General features: G+C 61.6%; 17 protein-coding genes. 9 read left to right on the top strand and 8 right to left on the bottom strand.

Annotation, left to right across the window (positions count from 1 at the left end; all coding sequences use genetic code 11):
- Positions 1-29: 29 nt before the first annotated feature.
- Genes AB4O35_RS08110 through AB4O35_RS08075 form a run of 8 tightly spaced genes read left to right on the top strand, consistent with a single transcriptional unit; the run spans position 30 to position 6,529 of the window.
- Positions 30-1,277 (top strand): NAD(P)/FAD-dependent oxidoreductase, encoded by a 1,248-nt coding sequence (locus AB4O35_RS08110; protein ID WP_225930673.1) that lies wholly within the window; start codon positions 30-32, stop codon positions 1,275-1,277.
- Positions 1,274-2,008 carry a class I SAM-dependent methyltransferase gene (locus tag AB4O35_RS08105; protein ID WP_065875714.1) on the top strand — a complete coding sequence of 245 codons (735 nt, stop codon included), beginning with the start codon at positions 1,274-1,276 and terminating at the stop codon, positions 2,006-2,008. The genes AB4O35_RS08110 and AB4O35_RS08105 overlap by 4 nt, the downstream gene beginning before the upstream one ends.
- Positions 2,005-2,487, top strand: a complete 483-nt coding sequence (locus tag AB4O35_RS08100; protein ID WP_065875715.1) for a hypothetical protein — start codon at positions 2,005-2,007, stop codon at positions 2,485-2,487. The genes AB4O35_RS08105 and AB4O35_RS08100 overlap by 4 nt, the downstream gene beginning before the upstream one ends.
- Entirely contained in the window at positions 2,484-3,650 is a 1,167-nt protein-coding gene (locus AB4O35_RS08095) for a beta-ketoacyl-[acyl-carrier-protein] synthase family protein (protein ID WP_065945565.1), read from the top strand. The genes AB4O35_RS08100 and AB4O35_RS08095 overlap by 4 nt, the downstream gene beginning before the upstream one ends.
- Positions 3,647-4,108 (top strand): hotdog family protein, encoded by a 462-nt coding sequence (locus AB4O35_RS08090; RefSeq protein WP_065945566.1) that lies wholly within the window; start codon positions 3,647-3,649, stop codon positions 4,106-4,108. Before AB4O35_RS08095 ends, AB4O35_RS08090 begins: the two co-directional genes overlap by 4 nt.
- Positions 4,105-4,833 carry a 3-oxoacyl-ACP reductase FabG gene (gene fabG, locus AB4O35_RS08085; protein ID WP_065875718.1) on the top strand — a complete coding sequence of 243 codons (729 nt, stop codon included), beginning with the start codon at positions 4,105-4,107 and terminating at the stop codon, positions 4,831-4,833. The genes AB4O35_RS08090 and fabG overlap by 4 nt, the downstream gene beginning before the upstream one ends.
- A complete protein-coding gene (locus AB4O35_RS08080; RefSeq protein ID WP_065875719.1) occupies positions 4,833-6,059 on the top strand; it encodes a beta-ketoacyl-ACP synthase in 1,227 nt (408 codons plus the stop codon). Before fabG ends, AB4O35_RS08080 begins: the two co-directional genes overlap by 1 nt.
- 26 nt (positions 6,060-6,085) lie before the next feature.
- Entirely contained in the window at positions 6,086-6,529 is a 444-nt protein-coding gene (locus tag AB4O35_RS08075; RefSeq protein ID WP_065875720.1) for a hypothetical protein, read from the top strand.
- Between the two features lie 210 nt (positions 6,530-6,739).
- Here AB4O35_RS08075 and AB4O35_RS08070 read toward each other — a convergent pair whose 3' ends face one another.
- A complete protein-coding gene (locus AB4O35_RS08070) occupies positions 6,740-7,126 on the bottom strand; it encodes a type II toxin-antitoxin system PemK/MazF family toxin (protein WP_065889141.1) in 387 nt (128 codons plus the stop codon).
- 87 nt (positions 7,127-7,213) lie between these two features.
- Complete coding sequence (locus tag AB4O35_RS08065) at positions 7,214-8,107, bottom strand: LysR family transcriptional regulator (protein WP_065945567.1); 894 nt, start codon at positions 8,105-8,107, stop codon at positions 7,214-7,216.
- Between the two features lie 124 nt (positions 8,108-8,231).
- Between AB4O35_RS08065 and AB4O35_RS08060 the strand changes: the two genes are divergently transcribed.
- Positions 8,232-9,506, top strand: a complete 1,275-nt coding sequence (locus AB4O35_RS08060; protein ID WP_065875907.1) for an MFS transporter — start codon at positions 8,232-8,234, stop codon at positions 9,504-9,506.
- A 119-nt stretch (positions 9,507-9,625) separates the two neighbouring features.
- On the opposite strand, the gene hemE is transcribed toward AB4O35_RS08060, so the two are convergent.
- From hemE to aroK, 6 genes are all read right to left on the bottom strand, one after another.
- On the bottom strand, positions 9,626-10,693 hold the full coding sequence (gene hemE / locus AB4O35_RS08055; protein ID WP_065875723.1) for a uroporphyrinogen decarboxylase: 1,068 nt from the start codon (positions 10,691-10,693) through the stop codon (positions 9,626-9,628).
- A gap of 230 nt (positions 10,694-10,923) precedes the next feature.
- Entirely contained in the window at positions 10,924-12,342 is a 1,419-nt protein-coding gene (locus tag AB4O35_RS08050) for an FAD-dependent oxidoreductase (RefSeq protein ID WP_053140574.1), read from the bottom strand.
- Between the two features lie 32 nt (positions 12,343-12,374).
- A complete protein-coding gene (gene gltB, locus AB4O35_RS08045; protein ID WP_065875724.1) occupies positions 12,375-16,820 on the bottom strand; it encodes a glutamate synthase large subunit in 4,446 nt (1,481 codons plus the stop codon).
- A gap of 349 nt (positions 16,821-17,169) precedes the next feature.
- Positions 17,170-18,726 carry an SPOR domain-containing protein gene (locus tag AB4O35_RS08040; protein WP_065875725.1) on the bottom strand — a complete coding sequence of 519 codons (1,557 nt, stop codon included), beginning with the start codon at positions 18,724-18,726 and terminating at the stop codon, positions 17,170-17,172.
- Positions 18,727-18,736: 10 nt separating this feature from the next.
- Entirely contained in the window at positions 18,737-19,837 is a 1,101-nt protein-coding gene (gene aroB / locus AB4O35_RS08035; RefSeq protein ID WP_065875726.1) for a 3-dehydroquinate synthase, read from the bottom strand.
- A 125-nt stretch (positions 19,838-19,962) separates the two neighbouring features.
- Positions 19,963-20,481, bottom strand: coding sequence for a shikimate kinase AroK (gene aroK / locus AB4O35_RS08030; protein WP_010213757.1), 519 nt, complete (start codon positions 20,479-20,481; stop codon positions 19,963-19,965).
- Positions 20,482-20,485: the final 4 nt, after the last annotated feature.

Here is a 20,485-nt window from a genome sequence, read left to right as displayed (position 1 = left end):
GATTAATGCCAATGTGGCAAGGAGCCCTCGTGCCCACAGTTGAAATGGAACGTCGCCAGGTGGTGGTGATCGGTGCCGGTCCGTCCGGGGCCATCGCCGCCGCGCTGTTAAAGCGCAAAGGGCATGATGTATTGATCATCGAGCGCCAGCATTTTCCACGCTTCTCGATTGGCGAAAGCCTGCTGTCCCACTGCATCGACTTTATCGAAGAAGCCGGCATGCTCGACGCCGTACAGGCGGCGGGTTTCCAGGTGAAAACAGGTGCCGCATTCGCCTGGGGCGAGCGCTACAGCGCGTTTGATTTCAGCGATACGTTCAGCAACGGCAAGCCCACCACCTTTCAGGTGCAGCGCGGCGAGTTCGACAAGTTGCTGGCGGATCAGGCAGCCGTGCAGGGCGTAGAGATCCGCTACGGCGAAACCATCGTCGGTGTGGATTTCAGCGGCGAGTGCCGCTACCTGCACGTACGTCGCGAAAACGGCAGCGAGTACCACCTCAAGGCCAAGTTCGTGCTCGACGCCAGCGGCTATGGCCGTGTGTTGCCGCGCCTGCTGGACCTGGACGTACCGTCGACTTTTCCGGTGCGCCAGGCCGTATTCACGCATGTTGCAGACCACATCGAACACCCAGGCTTCGACCGCACCAAGATCCTCGTGACCACCCACCCGACCCAGCGCGATATCTGGTTCTGGACCATCCCGTTCAGCAACGGCCGCTGCTCGGTGGGCGTGGTTGCGGCCAAGGAGCATTTCGACGGCCGCGACGGCGACCTCGATGCCTGTCTGCGCGGCTTTATCGATGAAACCCCAAGCCTGTCCGGCGTGCTGCAAAACGCTGTGTGGGATACGCCGGCGCGCACCATCGGCGGCTATTCGGCCAACGTCAAAACCCTGCACGGCCCGGGCTTTGCGCTGCTGGGCAACGCGGCGGAGTTCCTCGACCCGGTGTTCTCCTCGGGTGTGACCATCGCCATGCGTTCGGCGAGCATGGCCGCCGGTGTGCTGCACCGTCAGCTCAAAGGCGAAACCGTCGACTGGCAAACCGAGTTCGCCGCCCCGTTGAAACGGGGTGTCGACACGTTTCGCTGCTACGTCGAAGGCTGGTACGCCGGGACCTTCCAGGATGTGATTTTCCATCCGAGCAGCTCGCCGGAGATTCGTCGGATGATCAGTGCGATCCTCGCCGGTTACGCGTGGGATGAGCGCAACCCGTTTGTGAGTGAGCCCAAACGGCGGCTGCGGATGTTGTCGGAGATTTGTGCGAGTGAACCGGTATGAGCAGCCAGTATTTAAGTAAGCACTACGTCGAAGAAACCAAATTCGGCCTCTGGTTCCTGCGCAGTCACACCTGGCAGCATCGCGTGTTACGCGTGGCGATCAACGACTTGCGCAGCCTGTTCACGGAGCCATTGCCTGAGGCGCCGGTATTGCTGGATGCCGGTTGCGGGCAGGGCAAATCCTTCACGCTGTTGCAGCAGGTATTTGCGCCTTCACGGTTGATCGGCCTGGACGCTGACCCCCACAGCCTGGAGTTGAGCCAGGTTGAGGCCACGCGCCAAGGCTTGAGCGTCGAACTGATCGGCAGCGACTGCGCCACCCTCGACGTGCCGGACGCCAGCGTCGACATCCTGTTCTGCCACCAGACCTTCCACCATTTGGTTGAACAGCACCGCGCCCTCAAAGAGTTCTACCGTGTACTCAAGCCCGGCGGCTATCTGCTGTTTGCCGAGTCCACCGAAGCCTATATCGATACCTGGGTCATCCGTTGGCTGTTTCGCCACCCCATGCACGTGCAGAAAAGCGCCGAAGCGTACCTGCAGATGCTCCGCGAGCAGGGCTTCGAGTTTGGCCCGCAGAACGTCTCGTACCCGTATTTGTGGTGGAGCCGCTCCAGCGACTTCGGCCTGCTCGAGCGCTGGGGCCTGCGCAAGGCGCCGCCAGTGGGCCAGCGCGAAGAAACCCTGGTCAACTGCGTGGCCCGCAAACCCCTGGCGAGTACTGCCCCATGATGCGCATGCTCTTGATCGGCTGTCTGTTGCTGCTGAGCGCCTGCGCCAGCCAGCCACCGCTGCCCGAGAAAACGCCGGCCCTGGCCCTGCCGCTGCAACTGCATGTGCAGCGCCTGGCCGACGGCCAGAGCCAGGACTGGCTGCTGGTGATCCAGCACGAAGGCGCGGCGATTCGGTGGTCGATGATGGACCCGCTGGGCATCCCACAGGCCCGCCAAAAGCTGATCAATGGCGAGTGGCAGGCCGATGGCTTGCTGCCGCCCAATCCGCAGGCCAGAGAGCTGTTTGCCGCATTGCTGTTTGCGCTGACATCGGCAAATGACGTGCGCGCGCTCTACCCCAGCGCGCAGGCGATGGACCTGACGCGCACCCTGCCGGGGCATTGGCAGATCGTGTATCAATCGTCCGAGGTCTTCAGCGTGAACATGACCGGGCAGCCCTTGAGCTACCGCATTACGCCGCTCGGGGCTGCCCGATGACCGCCTACCTCAACGCCCTGGGCATCATCTGCGCCCTCGGCCGTGGCCAGGCCGAAGTCAGCCGCAGCCTGTTTGCCGGTGACTGCTCGGGCATGCGCGCCGAAAGCGGCTGGGTGCCGGAGCGCGTGCTGCCGGTGGCCGGGGTACGCGGCGAACTGGCGAGCATCCCGTTAGAACTGGGCCAGCAGAGCAGCCGCAATAACCAGTTGTTGCTGGAAGCAGCGCTGCAGATCGAGGGCGAGATCCGCCAGGCGATCCACACCTATGGTGCATCGCGCGTCGGCATTGTGCTCGGCACCAGCACCTCGGGTATCGACGAAGCCAGTCGCGGCATCGCCCAGTACCTGCGGGAACATCAATTCCCTGGTGACTACGACTACCAGCAGCAGGAACTCAGCGCCCCGGCGAACTTCCTCGCCGACTGGCTGCAACTCAGTGGGCCGGCCTACGTGATCTCTACCGCCTGCACCTCCAGCGCCCGTGCATTGATGAGTGCCCAGCGCCTGCTGGACCTGGGCGTGTGCGATGCGGTGATCTGCGGCGGTGTCGACAGTCTGTGCAAGCTGACCCTCAACGGTTTCAGCGCGTTGGAAGCGGTGTCGAACGAGCGTTGCAACCCGTTTTCAGTGAACCGCAGCGGCATCAACATCGGCGAAGCGGCGGTGCTGTTTGTGATGAGCAAGGCACCGGCGCCCATCGCTCTGTTGGGCAGCGGCGCGAGTTGCGATGCGCACCATATTTCCGCGCCCGAACCCACCGGCAAAGGTGCGCTGCAATCCATGCGCAAGGCGCTCGCCAGCGCAACATTGCAGCCCGAGCAGATCGGTTACCTGAACCTGCACGGCACCGCCACCCAGCATAACGACGCCATGGAAAGCCTGGCCGTCGCCAGCCTATTCCCTGAGGGCGTGGCCTGCTCGTCGACCAAACCCATGAGCGGGCATACCCTGGGCGCGGCCGGCGCGCTGGAAGCGGCGTTCTGCTGGTTGAGCCTGGTCCATAAGCGGGTGCCGCCGCACGTGTGGGACGGCCAGGCCGACCCGGCACTGCCCGCCTTGCAGTGGGCGCAGGCCGCAGAAGCCCTGGAAAAACGCTGCCTGATGAGCAATTCATTTGCCTTCGGCGGCAACAATGTCAGCCTGATTATCGGAGAGGCCCCATGATCGATTGGCCACTCGCCGAACTGCTGCCCCATGCCGGCGACATGATCCTGATCGATCAGGTGCTGTCGTTCGATGAAGAGCAGATTCACACCCGTGCCACTATCAAGCCCGGCGGCCTGTTCAACCGCCCGGACGGCAGCCTGCCGGCCTGGGTCGGCATCGAGCTGATGGCGCAAAGCGTTGCCGCCTACGCCGGTTGCCACGCGCGCCGCAAAGGTGAAGCCGTGGAACTGGGCTTCCTGCTCGGCACACGTAAGTTCGAGTGCAATGTGGAACACTTCCCGGCAGGTGCCGAGCTGAGCATTCACGGCCTGCGCTCCCTGGAAGACGACAACGGCATGGGTGTGTTCGAATGCCACCTTACCGGCAGCGGTATCCAGGCCAGTGCGCGCTTGAATGTATTTCGACCGCCCCAGGCGGCCACCTATTTAGATGAATCGAAGGACGTATCGCCATGACTGAATCCGTACTGGTCACCGGCTCCAGCCGTGGCATCGGCCGCGCCATCGCGCTGCGCCTGGCACAGGCCGGGCATGACATCGTGCTGCATTGCCGCAGTGGCCGTAGCGACGCCGAGGCGGTACAGGCCGAGGTTGAAGCCCTGGGCCGCCAGGCGCGGGTGCTGCAATTCGATGTGGCGGATCGCGCGACGTGCAAGGAAATCCTTGAAGCCGACGTAGAGCAACACGGCGCCTATTACGGCGTGGTGCTCAACGCAGGTCTGACCCGTGACGGTGCGTTTCCGGCGCTGTCGGAAGACGATTGGGACGTGGTGATGCGCACCAACCTCGACGGTTTCTACAACGTCCTGCACCCGGTGATGATGCCGATGATTCGTCGTCGCGCCGCCGGGCGCATTGTGTGCATCACCTCGGTTTCCGGATTGATCGGCAACCGTGGCCAGGTTAATTACAGTGCCTCCAAAGCCGGGTTGATCGGCGCGGCAAAGGCCCTGGCCATCGAGCTGGGCAAGCGCAAGATCACCGTCAACTGCGTCGCACCCGGCTTGATCGACACCGCGATGCTGGATGAAAACGTACCGGTGGAAGAGCTGATGAAGATGATCCCGGCGCAGCGCATGGGCACGCCTGAAGAGGTGGCCGGCGCAGTGAACTTCCTGATGTCGGCCGAAGCCGGCTATATCACGCGCCAGGTCCTGGCGGTGAATGGAGGCCTGTGCTGATGAAACGCGTCGTCGTCACCGGCATGGCCGGCATGACCTCCCTGGGCGGGGATTGGGCGACCATTTCCGCCAACTTCCGCGCCAACCGCAGCGGCATCCGGCGCATGGACGAGTGGGACCGCTTTACTGAATTGAACACGCGCCTGGCCGGACCGATCGACGATTTTGTCGTGCCCGCGCACTGGACGCGCAAGCAACTGCGCAGCATGGGCCGGGTGTCGCGCCTGGCGGTGTGGGCGGCGGAACAGGCGTTGCAAGACGCCGGTTTACTCGGCGACGAGTCGATCAAGGACGGGCGCATGGGTGTGGCGTGTGGCTCGTCCACCGGCAGCACCGACGAGATCAAGGCGTTCGGCAATATGCTGTTGAACTCGGTCGCCGAGGGGCTGAATGCCAACTCCTACGTGCGCATGATGCCGCACACCACGGCGGCGAATATCAGCATCTTCTTTGGCCTCACCGGGCGGCTGATCCCTACGTCGAGCGCCTGCACCAGCGGCAGCCAGGGCATCGGCTATGCCTATGAAGCGATCAAGTTCGGCCGCCTGCCATTGATGCTCGCCGGCGGCGCCGAGGAACTGTGCCCCACCGAAGCCATGGTGTTCGACGCGCTCTACGCCACCAGCCTGAAAAACGACGCGCCGCAAACCAGCCCACGCCCCTATGACAGCGGCCGCGATGGCCTGGTGATCGGCGAAGGTGGCGGCATGCTGGTGCTCGAAGAACTGGAACACGCCTTGGCGCGGGGTGCGCATATCCACGCCGAGATTGTCGGCTTTGGCAGTAACGCCGACGGCCAGCACACCACCCGTCCGGAGCAGAAAACCATGCGCCGCGCGATGGAACTGGCTCTTGAAGATGCCGGGCTTGAGCCTTCCGCTATCGGCTACGTGAACGGCCATGGTACTGCCACCGACCAGGGCGACATTGCCGAGACGCAGGCCACCAGCAGCCTGTTCGGCGCCCGCATGCCCATCAGTTCGCAGAAGAGCTTTCTCGGTCACACCTTGGGTGCGTGCGGCGCACTGGAGTCGTGGTTTAGCATCGAGATGATGAACCGCAACCAATACGTGCACACCTTCAACCTGGATTCAGTCGACCCGCAATGCGGCGAGCTGGATTACCTGCAAGGTGAATTCCGCGAGATGCACAACGATTACGTGATGAACAACAACTTTGCCTTTGGCGGCGTCAACACCTCGCTGATCTTCCGCCGCTGGTCCTGACTTTTTAATCGATTGGAGAATACGGAATGTCTTCCTTGCTACGCGCGACCCTGATCACCCTGGCCTTGCTGACCACCGCTGGCTGCACCAGCAAACCGGTGCTCAACACCCAGCACGACCTGCCGGCCACTGCCCAGGTCAGCGAAGAGAAAATGAAAACGGTGATCGTCAACGCCCTGCAAAAGCGCGAATGGACGGTACAACGCCTGAGCCCACAACTGGTGCAGGCCGAGATCACCGTGCGCAACCAGTACTACGCCGCCATCGACATCCGCTACACCCGCAACAGCTACGCCATCACCTACCGCGACAGCCGCGAACTGGGCTACAAGGATGGCAAGATCCATCGCAACTACAACCGCTGGGTGAGCATGCTGGACCGCGACATCATGGCGGCGTTGCGCAACACTGGCGTGAATGAGTCTGGGACTGCGGCGCAGTTGTTTGAGCAGACGGGCACTTCGAAATAAAACTGGAGCTCGCTGCGCTCCAGAAACGACAAAGGGCGCCTTTCGGCGCCCTCTTCACAAACAGGTTGGCTTGTCATCGCCGCTTCCTGCCCGGCTCTGCGATGGCTGGTTGCCCAGGATCCTCAGAGTCTCACAAGCCCCTTTCGGGAACTTGTGCAGTATGCCTGAAAACAGTTTCCCAGCAACCCGTGGCAGAGTGCCGCTCATCCCTCAGCGCAACCCCAGCGCACTGCGCACCGCCGCTTTTATCGCTAGAAACTGATCAGAGGTGAGTTCAGCGATTTTGTAAGTTCGTTTGCCATGACGGTCTTTGCTTTTGATTCGGTCGAGCCTGCCCAGGCTGACGGTCGCCACAATGTCACATTTTGCCCAGCAGATAGGGCTCGCTCCTTGAAGATGACTATCGAGTTGCAAATGGTGATCCAGAATCGTCTGCGGGGCAGTGGTACTCAAGGGTACAACCGTCACCAGCAACTTATTGGTTCGGTGCTTGCGTATCACAATGACCGGGCGGATCTTGATGATTTCCGGTACTTCGTAACCTCGGAAATCACAGATCAACACGCTGCCCTCCTTGGGCTGATAGAGAAGTGCCATCCATATCACTCGCTTGAGAAAAAGCGATTCTGCGTAACTTTCCGGCGAATAACTAAGCCGGTTGCGTTACCTGATATGTGACGGTGCCTACACTACCGCCTTGCGCGTCAACAACTCCACAAACGCCGCAGCCATCGGCGTCTGCGCGCCTTTTCGCTGCACCAGCCACACCGCCGTCACCGCCTCCTGATCCAGCAGCGTGCGATACACCACCCCGTCGATCCGTATGCGCTGATAAGAGGCCGGCAACACCGACACGCCCAGCCCCGCCGCAACCAGGCCAATGATGGTCATCGCCTCCCCCGCTTCCTGGGCAAAGTGCGGGCTAAACCCGGCGTCACGGCACAGGCTGAGCAACTGCGCGTAGAGCCCACTGCCGTAGCTGCGCGGGAAAAACACAAACGGCTCTTCCGCCAACTGCGCCAGGTGCAGGCCACGCTCACTGCCTGCTACCAACGGGTGGCCAGCGTTCATTACGGCCACCAGCGGTTCGCGCATCAGTTCGACCACACTCAGCGAATCCGGCAACGGCAGGGGGCGCATCAGCCCAACCTGGATCGACTCATCCACCAGCGAGTCAGCCACTTCGGTGCTGCTCATCTCCTGCAGATTCAGATGCACCGCCGGGAATGCCTGGCGAAACGCAAAGATCGCTTGGGGAATGCTGGAGTTAAACGGTGCCGATGACGTGAAGCCGATCTTCAATTCGCCCAGCTCACCCAACTGCGCCCGGCGCGCCACGTCCGCCGCTTTGTCGACCTGAGCCAGCACCAATCGCGCCTCATTCAGGAACAACCGCCCCGCCTCGCTCAGCTCGACCCGACGATTGGTACGCTCAAACAAGCGTGCCCCTACTTCCTGTTCCAGCGCCTGTATCTGCTGGCTCAGCGGCGGCTGCGAGATGCCCAGCACCTGCGCAGCCCGGCCAAAGTGCAGTTCTTCGGCCACGGCAATGAAGTACCGCAAGTGACGCAATTCCATACAAGCCTCATTAGGTCGCAAAAGCTATCAAACAGGTCGAACAATATATTGGAAAGAATCATTAGCCAGCTATATTCTTTTTTGCATGGCCGGTCCTGGCACGTTCTTCCTCCACGAGGTACCCGTGAATTCTGCTGTCGCTCCACTCGCTCAAGAGGTCCCGCCCACTGCCCTGGATGAGGTGGTGGCCCAGCTCAATGACGCGTACATCGAAAAGGGCACGCCGATGTTCATGCGCACGGTACTGGCGCTGTTCTCCGGTGGTTTCGCCACCTTTGCCCTGCTGTATTGCGTGCAACCGATGATGCCGGCGCTGTCCCACGAGTTTTCCATCAATGCAGCGCAAAGCAGCCTGATCCTGTCCGTGTCCACCGCGATGCTCGCGCTGGGCCTGCTGATTACCGGGCCGATTTCCGACACCCTGGGACGTAAACCGGTGATGGTCGCCGCGTTGTTCTGCGCAGCGCTCGCGACGATTGCCAGTGGTTTGATGCCGTCCTGGGAAGGGATTTTATTCATGCGTGCACTGGTGGGCCTGTCGCTGAGCGGCCTGGCCGCCGTGGCCATGACCTACCTGAGCGAAGAGATCCACCCGCAGCACATCGGCCTGGCCATGGGCCTGTACATTGGTGGCAACGCGATTGGCGGCATGAGCGGGCGCCTGATCATCGGCGTGTTGATCGACTTCGTCAGTTGGCACACCGCAATGCTGATCATTGGCGCCCTGGCGCTGATCGCCGCCACGGTGTTCTGGAAAATCCTCCCCGAATCGCGCAACTTCCGCGCCAGCAGCCTCAAGCCGCGCAGCCTGGTGGACGGTTTTGTCATGCACTTCAAGGACGCGGGCCTGCCGTGGCTGTTCCTTGAAGCGTTCCTGCTGATGGGTGCGTTCGTGACGATGTTCAACTACATCGGCTACCGCCTGCTGGCCGATCCCTACGACCTCAGCCAAGCCGTGGTCGGCCTGCTGTCGCTGGTATACCTCTCGGGGATCTACAGCTCGGCGAAGATCGGTTCCCTGGCCGACCGCCTCGGGCGCCGTCGCGTGCTCTGGGCGACTATCGTGCTGATGCTCGCGGGCATGACGCTGACCTTGCTCACACCGCTATGGCTGATCGTGCCGGGCATGCTGATCTTCACCTTCGGCTTCTTCGGCGCCCACTCAGTGGCCAGCAGCTGGATCGGCCGACGCGCGGTGAAGGCCAAGGGGCAGGCGTCGTCGCTGTACCTGTTCTGCTACTACGTGGGGTCGAGTATTGCCGGGACGGCAGGCGGGTTCTTCTGGCATTTTGCCGGGTGGAATGGGATTGGAGCGTTCATCATCGCGCTGCTGATCGGCGCGTTGCTGGTGGCGTTGAAGTTGGCGAAGTTGCCGCCGTTGGGGAATGTGCGGGCCTGACGCGATCTTGCTTTTAATGTGGGAGGGGGCTTGCCCCCGATTGCAGTGTGTCAGCCAATGAATCTGGTGACTGACACACCGCTATCGGGAGCAAGCCCCCTCCCACATTGGTTTTGCGTTTATTCGTGATACTGCGCCGACAGCTCGTGCACCGCACGCAGGAACGCACCGGCATGTTCCGGGTTCACTTCCGGAGTGATGCCATGGCCCAGGTTGAACACGTGCCCGGTGCCCTTGCCGTAGCTGGCCAGGATTCGGCCGACTTCGGTGCGGATCGCTTCCGGCTTGGCGTACAGCACGGTCGGGTCCATGTTGCCTTGCAGCGCGACTTGGTTGCCGACACGACGGCGTGCTTCGCCAATGTCGCAGGTCCAGTCCAGGCCCAGGGCATCGGCACCTGCGTCGGCGATGCTTTCCAGCCACAGGCCGCCGCCCTTGGTGAACAGAATGACCGGAACCTTGCGGCCTTCGTGTTCGCGGATCAGGCCGCTGACGATTTTGCGCATGTAGGCCAGGGAGAACTCCTGGTAGGCCGCCGCCGACAGGTTGCCGCCCCAGGTGTCGAAGATCTGCACCGCTTGCGCGCCGGCCATGATCTGGCCGTTAAGGTAGGAAGTGACCGACTGAGCGAGCTTGTCCAGCAGCAGGTGCATGGCGTGCGGGTTGTCGTAGAGCATGGCCTTGGTCTTGCGGAAGTCTTTCGACGAACCGCCTTCGACCATGTAGGTGGCCAGGGTCCATGGGCTGCCGGAGAAGCCGATCAGCGGCACGCGGCCGTTGAGTTCACGGCGGATGGTGCTGACGGCGTCCATCACGTAGCCCAGGTCCTTGTGCGGGTCCGGGATCGGCAGGGCTTCGATGTCGGCCAACGTGCTGACGACTTTCTTGAAACGCGGGCCTTCGCCGGTTTCGAAGTACAGGCCTTGGCCCATGGCGTCAGGGATGGTGAGGATGTCGGAGAAAAGGATGGCCGCATCCAGTTGCGGATAGCGGTCCAGCGGCTGCATCGTGACTTCGCAGGCGAACTCCGGGTTCATGCACAGGCTCATGAAGTCGCCGGCGTGGGCGCGACTGGCGCGGTATTCCGGCAGGTAGCGACCGGCCTGGCGCATCATCCACACGGGGGTGACGTCCACGGGTTGCTTGAGCAGGGCACGAAGGAAACGGTCGTTCTTGAGGGCAGTCATGTCGGCATCCGCAAAAAAAGTGCGGGCATTTTCTCAGAGCCGGACGCAAAAGGCACGGAGTGAGCCGTGCCTTTTGTCTATCGGGTCAATTTGTCGCAATCTCTTGAACACGCTGGAAACCAATGTGGGAGCTGGCTTGCCTGCGATAGCGGTGGATCAGTCGATACATCCTGTGACTGTTACACCGCTATCGCAGGCAAGCCAGCTCCCACATTTGAGCGTATTTCAGATCAGACCTGCAGGTAATCCAGGATCCCTTCGGCGGCGTTGCGGCCTTCGAAGATCGCGGTCACCACCAAGTCAGAACCGCGCACCATATCGCCACCGGCAAAAATCTTCGGGTTGCTGGTCTGGTGCTTGTACTGGCCTTGTTCCGGGGCTACAACGCGGCCCTGGCTGTCGGTCTGAATCTCGAACTGCTCGAACCACGGCGCCGGGCTTGGGCGGAAGCCGAAGGCGATGACCACGGCGTCAGCCGGGATGATCTCTTCGGAGCCCGGGATCGGCTCAGGGCTGCGACGGCCACGGGCGTCCGGCTCGCCGAGACGGGTCTCGACCACCTTCACGCCTTCAACGCGGTCTTCACCGACGATGGCAATCGGCTGGCGGTTATAGAGGAATTTCACGCCTTCTTCCTTGGCGTTCTTCACCTCTTTGCGCGAGCCGGGCATGTTGGCTTCGTCACGACGGTACGCACAGGTCACCGACTTGGCGCCCTGGCGGATCGACGTGCGGTTGCAGTCCATCGCGGTGTCACCACCGCCGAGTACCACGACCTTCTTGCCTTTCATGTCGACGAAATCTTCCGGCGACTTTTCAAAGCCCAGGTTGCGGTTGACGTTGGCGATCAGGAAGTCCAACGCGTCATACACGCCTGGCAGGTCCTCACCGGCGAAGCCGCCCTTCATGTAGGTGTAGGTGCCCATGCCCATGAATACGGCATCGTATTCTTCGAGCAGTTGCTCCATGGTCACGTCTTTGCCGATCTCGGTGTTCAGGCGGAACTCGATGCCCATGCCGGTGAACACTTCGCGACGGTTGCTCAGTACGGTTTTTTCCAGCTTGAACTCGGGGATGCCGAAGGTCAGCAGGCCGCCGATTTCCGGGTTCTTGTCGAACACCACCGGGGTCACGCCACCCCGTACCAGCACGTCGGCGCAGCCCAGGCCGGCAGGCCCGGCACCGATGATCGCGACGCGCTTGCCGGTCGGCTTGACCTTGGACATATCCGGGCGCCAGCCCATGGCGAACGCGGTGTCGGTGATGTACTTCTCCACCGAACCGATAGTCACCGCGCCGAAGCCGTCGTTGAGGGTGCAGGCACCCTCGCACAGACGGTCCTGCGGGCACACCCGGCCGCAGACTTCCGGCAGGGTGTTGGTCTGGTGCGACAGCTCGGCGGCGGCGAGGATGTTGCCCTCGGCCACCAACTTGAGCCAGTTGGGAATGAAGTTGTGCACCGGGCACTTCCATTCGCAATACGGGTTACCGCAACCCAGGCAGCGGTGGGCCTGGTCGGCCGAGTGCTGGGGTTTGAAGGGTTCGTAGATTTCCACGAACTCTTTCTTGCGTTGACGCAACAGTTTCTTCTTCGGATCTTTGCGCCCGACATCGATGAACTGGAAGTCGTTATTCAGACGTTCAGCCATGTTAAAACCTCATCAAACTCTTCAGGCGCATATCACTGCGGGTTGGCACGGATGCTGGAAAGCAACGATTTCAGGTTGGCAGCCTTGGGCTTGACCAGCCAGAAACGACGCAGGTAATCATCGAGGTTTTCGGCGAGGTTACGACCCCATTCGCTGCCGGTCTCCTCAACGTACTCGTCCAGCACGTGCTGCAAGTGGTTCCGATAGGATTCCATGGCTTCGCCGCTGATCCGCTGGATCTCGACCAATTCGTGGTTGACCTTGTCGACGAAGGTGTTGTCCTGGTCGAGCACGTAGGCAAAACCGCCGGTCATGCCTGAACCGAAGTTGTAACCGGTCTTGCCCAGTACCGCGACAAAGCCCCCGGTCATGTACTCGCAGCAGTGATCGCCAGTGCCTTCCACCACGGTGTGAGCACCGGAGTTACGCACGGCGAAACGCTCACCGGCGGTACCGGCGGCGAACAGCTTGCCACCGGTGGCGCCGTACAAGCAGGTGTTGCCGATGATGGCACTGTCCTGGGTCTTGTAAACGCTACCTTTAGGCGGAACGATCACCAGCTTACCGCCGGTCATGCCCTTGCCCACGTAGTCGTTGGCGTCGCCTTCCAGGTACATGTGCAAGCCGCCGGCGTTCCACACGCCAAAGCTCTGGCCCGCAGTGCCCTTGAAGCGGAAGGTGATTGGCGACTTCGCCATGCCTTGGTTGCCGTGCTTGCGCGCGATTTCGCCGGAGACGCGTGCGCCGATGGAGCGGTCGCAGTTGCAGATATCCAGGGCAAATTCGCCACCGCTGGCGTCGTTGATCGAGCCGCCGGCCATTTCGACCATCTTTTCAGCCAGCAGGCCTTTGTCGAACGGCGGGTTGCGGTCCACTTGGCAGAACTGTGGCTTGTCTGCCGGGATGTGGTCGCTGCCCAACAACGGCGTCAGGTCCAGGTGGTTTTGCTTGGCGGTCTGGCCTTCGAGAATGTCCAGCAGATCGGTGCGGCCGATCAGCTCTTCGAGGGAGCGCACGCCCAGCTTGGCCAGCCACTCACGGGTTTCTTCGGCGACGTAGGTGAAGAAATTCACCACCATGTCGACGGTGCCGATGTAGTGGTCCTTGCGCAGCTTCTCGTTCTGCGTCGCCACACCGGTGGCGCAGTTGTTCAGGTGGCAGATGCGCAGGTATTTGCAGCCCAGCGCGATCATTGGCGCGGTGCCGAAGCCGAAGCTTTCAGCACCGAGGATTGCAGCCTTGATCACGTCGAGGCCGGTTTTCAGGCCGCCGTCAGTCTGCACACGGACTTTACCGCGCAGGTCGTTGCCGCGCAGGGTCTGGTGGGTTTCAGCCAGGCCGAGTTCCCACGGTGCGCCGGCGTACTTGATCGAGGTCAGCGGCGATGCGCCGGTGCCGCCGTCGTAGCCGGAGATTGTGATCAGGTCGGCATAGGCCTTCGCCACACCAGCGGCGATGGTGCCCACGCCGGCTTCTGCTACCAGCTTCACCGAGACCAGGGCCTGTGGGTTGACTTGTTTCAGGTCGAAAATCAGCTGCGACAAATCTTCAATCGAGTAGATGTCGTGGTGCGGCGGAGGCGAGATCAGCGTCACGCCCGGCACTGCGTAACGCAGCTTGGCGATCAAACCGTTGACCTTGCCACCGGGCAGTTGGCCGCCCTCACCGGGCTTGGCGCCCTGGGCAACCTTGATCTGCAGCACTTCGGCGTTGACCAGGTATTCCGGGGTTACACCGAAACGGCCGGTCGCCACCTGTTTGATTTTCGAGCTCTTGAGGGTGCCGTAGCGCGCCGGGTCTTCGCCGCCTTCGCCGGAGTTGGAACGCGCGCCCAGGCGGTTCATGGCTTCGGCCAGGGCTTCGTGAGCCTCAGGCGACAAGGCGCCCAGGGAAATACCAGCGGAGTCGAAGCGTTTGAGGATCGACTCCAGCGGCTCGATTTCACTGATGGCCAGCGGCGTGTCCAGGGTTTTCACCTTGAACAGGTCACGGATCATCGACACCGGGCGGTTATCCACCAACGCGGTGTATTCCTTGAACTTGGCGTAGTCGCCCTGCTGCACGGCGGCTTGCAGGGTGCTGACCACGTCCGGGTTGTAGGCGTGGTATTCGCCACCGTGTACGAATTTGAGCAGGCCGCCTTGCTGGATCGGCTTGCGCGCGCTCCAGGCTTCGGCTGCCAAGGCTTTTTGCTCGGCTTCGATGTCGACGAAACGCGCGCCCTTGATGCGGCTTGGCACGCCACGGAAGCTCAAATCGCACACTTCTTCGGACAGGCCGATGGCTTCGAACAATTGAGCGCCACGGTACGAGGTGACGGTGGAAATGCCCATCTTCGACAGGATCTTCAACAGGCCCTTGGTGATGCCCTTACGGTAGTTCTTGAACACCTCATAGAGGTCGCCCAGCACTTCACCGGTGCGGATCAGGTCACCCAGCACTTCGTACGCGAGGAACGGGTACACCGCCGAGGCGCCGAAACCGATCAGCACCGCGAAGTGGTGCGGGTCGCGGGCGGTGGCAGTTTCCACGAGAATATTGGAGTCGCAACGCAGGCCTTTTTCGGTCAGGCGGTGGTGTACCGCACCGGTCGCCAGGGAGGCGTGGATCGGCAGCTTGCCCGGCGCGATGTGACGGTCGGTCAGCACGATTTGGGTACGACCGGCGCGCACGGCTTCTTCGGCCTGGTCGGCGACGTTGCGCACAGCAGCTTCAAGGCCGAGGCTTTCGTCGTAGTTCAGGTCGATGATCTGGCGGTCGAAGCCTGGGCGATCCAGGGTCATCAACGAGCGCCACTTGGCCGGGGAAATCACAGGCGAGCTGAGGATGACGCGGGAGGCGTGCTCAGGCGATTCCTGGAAGATATTGCGCTCGGCACCGAGGCACACTTCCAGGGACATCACGATGGCTTCGCGCAGCGGGTCGATCGGTGGGTTGGTCACCTGGGCGAACTGCTGGCGGAAATAGTCGTACGGCGTACGCACGCGCTGGGACAGCACGGCCATTGGCGTGTCATCGCCCATGGAGCCGACCGCCTCGTAGCCTTGTTCACCGAGCGGACGCAGCACCTGGTCGCGCTCTTCAAACGTGACCTGGTACATCTTCATGTACTGCTTGAGCTGGTCGACGTCGTAGAAAGCCGAACCGTGGTCGTTGTCTTCCATGGTCGCCTGGATGCGCAGGGCGTTCTTGCGCAGCCATTGCTTGTAGGGGTGACGGGACTTCAAACGGTTGTCGATGGCGTCGGTGTCGAGGATCTGCCCGGTTTCGGTGTCCACGGCGAGTATCTGGCCAGGGCCTACGCGGCCTTTAGCAATGACGTCTTCCGGTTTGTAGTTCCACACGCCGATTTCCGACGCCAGGGTAATGAAACCGTTGGTGGTGGTGACCCAACGCGCCGGGCGCAGACCGTTACGGTCGAGCAGGCACACCGCATAGCGGCCGTCGGTCATTACCACACCAGCCGGGCCGTCCCACGGTTCCATGTGCATCGAGTTGTACTCATAGAATGCCCGCAGATCGGGGTCCATGGTCTCGACGTTCTGCCACGCTGGCGGAATGATCATGCGCACGCCACGGAACAGGTCGATGCCGCCGGTGACCATCAGCTCGAGCATGTTGTCCATGCTGGAAGAGTCGGAACCTACGCGGTTGACCAGCGGGCCGAGCTCTTCCAAATCCATCAAATCGTTGGCGAACTTGGTGCGACGGGCCACGGCCCAGTTGCGGTTGCCGGTGATGGTGTTGATCTCGCCGTTGTGGGCGAGGAAGCGGAATGGCTGGGCCAGCGGCCATTTCGGCAGAGTGTTGGTGGAGAAACGCTGGTGAAACACGCAGATTGCGGTTTGCAGGCGTTCATCGCTCAGGTCTGGATAAAAGGCGGTGAGGTCCGCCGGCATCATCAGGCCTTTATAAATGATGGTTTTGTGCGAAAAGCTGCAGATGTAGTGCTCAGTATCAGCGGCGTTGGACACGGACGAACGACGACGCGAGGTGAACAGTTTGATCGCCATGTCCTGGTCGCTCAGGCCGTCGCCGGCGATGAACACTTGTTCGATCTGCGGTAGGCGCTCAAGGGCCAGGCGGCCGAGCACGCTGGTGTCGATCGGCACTTTGCGCCAGCCAACGAGTTGCAGGCCGGCAGCGAGGATCTCGCGGTTCATGTTCTCGCGAGCGGCCTCGGCTTTGACCGGGTCCTGGTTGAAAAACACCATGCCCACGGCGTACTGCTTGGGCAAGTCGACCGCGAAATGCTGTTGGGCGATGGCGCGCAGGAACTGGTCGGGCTTTTGAATGAGCAAGCCACAACCGTCACCGGTCTTGCCGTCGGCGTTGATCCCACCGCGGTGGGTCATGCAGGTCAGGGCCTCGATGGCCGTTTGCAGAAGGGTATGACTGGGCTCGCCCTGCATATGGGCTATCAGGCCGAAACCACAGTTATCCTTGAATTCATCGGGTTGATACAGACCTGCTTTCATAGACACTTTCTCACCAGGCTGCCTCTTATACCGAGGCAAATTTCTTTTCAATTCAACCGGTTACCTTCCACGCCGGACGTACGCCGGCTTAGCGGGGGCAAAAGGGAGGTCATTGTACACACCGACACAGACGCTCACAAATTTAGCGACGAAATGTCGCAAATCTATGTCGCATTTATGAAAGGTTTAAAGCGATATGCTGTGCTAGTCAAAACTTTTTTAATTCTGACCGCTACGACTCAAAAGCTACGTGACGCAGACACCACAAAGCGCGCGGCCTTCAGGGCTGCACGCTGTTGTCGTTTTTTTGAGGTGCCGGGAGGGCGGCCTGGGTAAGGCCGCCGGACCTTCAGCGAGTTGTTGCGAGTTCTTGTTGAACGCTGGCAACAGTGCGAGGCCAAGGTTTACCAGCCTGAACCTTCGCTGGCAAGGATTTGATCGCGGAATCTGCGGCTGCACGGCTGGAGAAGTTGCCGTAGGTGATCACGTAGAGAGGCTTGCCGTTGAGCACTTTCTTGAAGTAACGGTACTCGCCGCCCTGCTCTTTCACGAACGCCTGGGCATTGGCTTCGGAGCTGGTGCCAAGGATCTGCACCACGAAATTGCCGGTAGGCTGGCTGGCGTACCAGCTGCTGCCAGCGGCGCCGGCTTTGGCGACGGTGGCGGCTGGTTTTTCAGCAGGCTTGGCAGCCGGAGCTGGCTTGGCGGCAGGTGCTGGCGTGACCGGCTTGGTCACTGGCGCAGGCTTGGCAGTGGCGACCGCCGTAGGCGCAGGTGTTGGCTTGGCAGCCGGCTGGCCCGCTGGCACGCCCGCAGGTGGTGCGGTGGTGGTCACGGTCGGCGGCGTAGCGCTGGAACCTTCCACCGGTACACCGTCGTCACCTTCGGAAATGCCACCCGCTTCTTCAGCGAGCGGGCCACGCATTACCGGTTGGCCGACCATCGGCAGGTTGGTCGGTTGGCCGGAGTTGGCAAATTCAACGTTTGGCGTGGGCTTGCCCAGTGGCAACTGCGCCTGTTCGGTTGGCGCGCCGGCAGTGGTCGGTGCTTTGCTGCGGCCCGGGATCAACCAGGCAGCCGCTACAGCGACCACGACAACGGCGGAAATCGCCAATACGTGCTTCTTAGGCATAGTGAACCCCATCTTTGGACGCTTGACCGCGGTGCGGCTGGCAATCATGGCTTCGATCATGGCATCGCGGGCAACCTGATTGATGTTGCCAGGCCAGCCGTCGGAGCTTTCGTGAATATCAGAGATCTGCGCAGCGGAGAAAAGTTCGATACCCGCCCCGGCGCCTTCCAGGCGTTGAGCCAGGTATTCGCGGGTTTCTTCCTCTTCGTACGGCTGCAGCTCGATGACGTGGAACAGCTCCTGATCACCGCTGATCTGCTCGAGGTCGGCGATCAACGACGATTCACCAAACAGGAACACGTGCGGGCGACCTTCCGGCGTGCCCGCCGCCAGCGCCAACAGCGCTTCCAGCGCCGATTCGTCAAGCTGCTCGGCGTCATCCACCAGCAGGTAGACTTCCTGGCCGGTCAGACCGAGTTGCACAACCTGCTTGAGGATCGCGTTCGGCTCGGCTGTGGCCACGTCCAGCGCCTGGGCAACCTGGCGCAACACGCCCGCCGCATCACCGGCACCACGGGCTGACACCACCACGCTCTGTACCGATTGCTTGTTGGTGCTGGCCACCAGGGCCTGGCGCAGCAGCGTCTTGCCGCTGCCCAACGGGCCGGTCACGACCAGCAGCAGTTGGCTGTAGCGCGCGAGGTGATGCAACTGACCAAGCACCGGCTTGCGCTGGGCCGGGAAAAATTTGAAACCAGGCACCCGTGGAGCAAAGGGGTCGTGGCTTAACTGGTAGTGGCCGAGGAACGCCTCGTCGGCATGCAAACTAGTCATCGGGATCTGATTAACCTTTCAGCTGAGCCAGGGCACGGTAATCCGCTCCCAGCGTGGCTTGTAAAATCTCTTTTGGATAATCGTCGGTCACTACCGCTTCGCCCATGTGGCGCAGCAGCACCAGTCGCAGTCGACCGTCGATCACTTTCTTGTCTATCGCCATATGTTCGAGGAAGTCCGCCTCAGTCATCTCCTCAGGCGGAATGACCGGCAAACCGGCGCGCTGGAACAGGTGGATACCGCGATCACGCTCCTGGGCGCTGATCCAGCCCAAGCGTTGCGACATCTCCAACGCCATCACCGTGCCAGCAGCCACGGCCTCGCCATGTAGCCACACACCATAGCCCATGTGCGTTTCGATCGCATGGCCGAAGGTGTGGCCCAGATTTAACGTGGCCCGCACACCGGACTCCCGTTCGTCGGCATTCACCACCAGCGCCTTGGCGGCGCAGGAACGGGAAATCGCTTCGGTCAGTGCCACCTGGTCGAGGTTGCGCAATGCGTCTACATGTTCTTCCAGCCAGGTCAGGAACGGCTCGTCGCAGATCAACCCATACTTGATGACTTCCGCCAGGCCCGCCGACAACTCGCGCGGCGGCAGGGTGTTGAGGGTCGCGGTGTCGATCAGCACGGCTTGAGGCTGATAGAACGCGCCCACCATGTTCTTGCCCAGCGGGTGGTTGATCCCGGTCTTGCCGCCCACCGACGAATCGACTTGGGACAACAGAGTGGTCGGCACCTGGATAAAGTCCACGCCACGCTGGTAACAGGCGGCTGCGAAGCCGGCCATATCACCGATCACGCCGCCGCCCAAAGCAATCACAGTGGTGCGGCGGTCATGGCGTGCGGTCAGCAAGCCATCAAAGATCAGTTGCAGGGTTTCCCAGTTCTTGTGGGCTTCGCCGTCGGGCAAGATCACAGAGATAACCGAGTACGCCGACAGGCTTCGGCTCAAACGCTCAAGATACAGCGGCGCGACCGTTTCGTTGGAGATGATCGCCACTTGCCGCCCGGCAATGTGCGGTGCGAGCAACTCGGGCTGGTCCAGCAGACCTTCGCCAATATGGATCGGGTAGCTGCGCTCGCCTAGATCGACCTTAAGTGTCTGCATGTGTCCCCGCGTTAGAGATGTATTGACGACCGGCAACGCCAAGATCTGACATCACCTGATGGCTCTACGCCACACCCCGCAGGGTGATAGCGCGCCGCCGAGAATAGCGCATTTCGGGCCCGGCTTTAACGGGGTGGCAGCCGTTGCAGACGCTCGAGAATGTCGAGGACCACCATCCGTGGGGGCCGCTCATCGGTTTCCACCACCAGATCGGCGATCTCCCGGTACAGCGGATCGCGCAGCGTGAGCAGGTCCCGCAGGGTTTTCTCCGGGTTGGCCGTACGCAGCAATGGGCGATTGCGATCGCGGGCGGTGCGGCCCACCTGCTGCTCGACTGACGCATGCAGATAGACCACCCGACCACCGGCATGCAGCGCGCGGCGGTTTTCGTCGCGCATCACCGCGCCACCGCCAGTCGCCAATACCACGCCATCGCAGCCACACAGCTCGGCGATCATCGCCTGCTCGCGGTCACGAAAGCCCAGCTCGCCTTCCTTATCGAAGATCCATGGGATATTGGCACCCGTGCGCAATTCAATTTCCTTGTCGGAATCTTTGAATGGCAGGCGCAGCTCTTTGGCCAGCAAACGGCCGATGGTGCTTTTTCCAGCCCCCATCGGTCCTACAAGAATCAAATTTCGCACAGAA

It is taken from the genome of Pseudomonas sp. H1_A03 (genome assembly GCF_054685145.1).
This window is presented reverse-complemented; position numbering and strand designations above follow the sequence as displayed.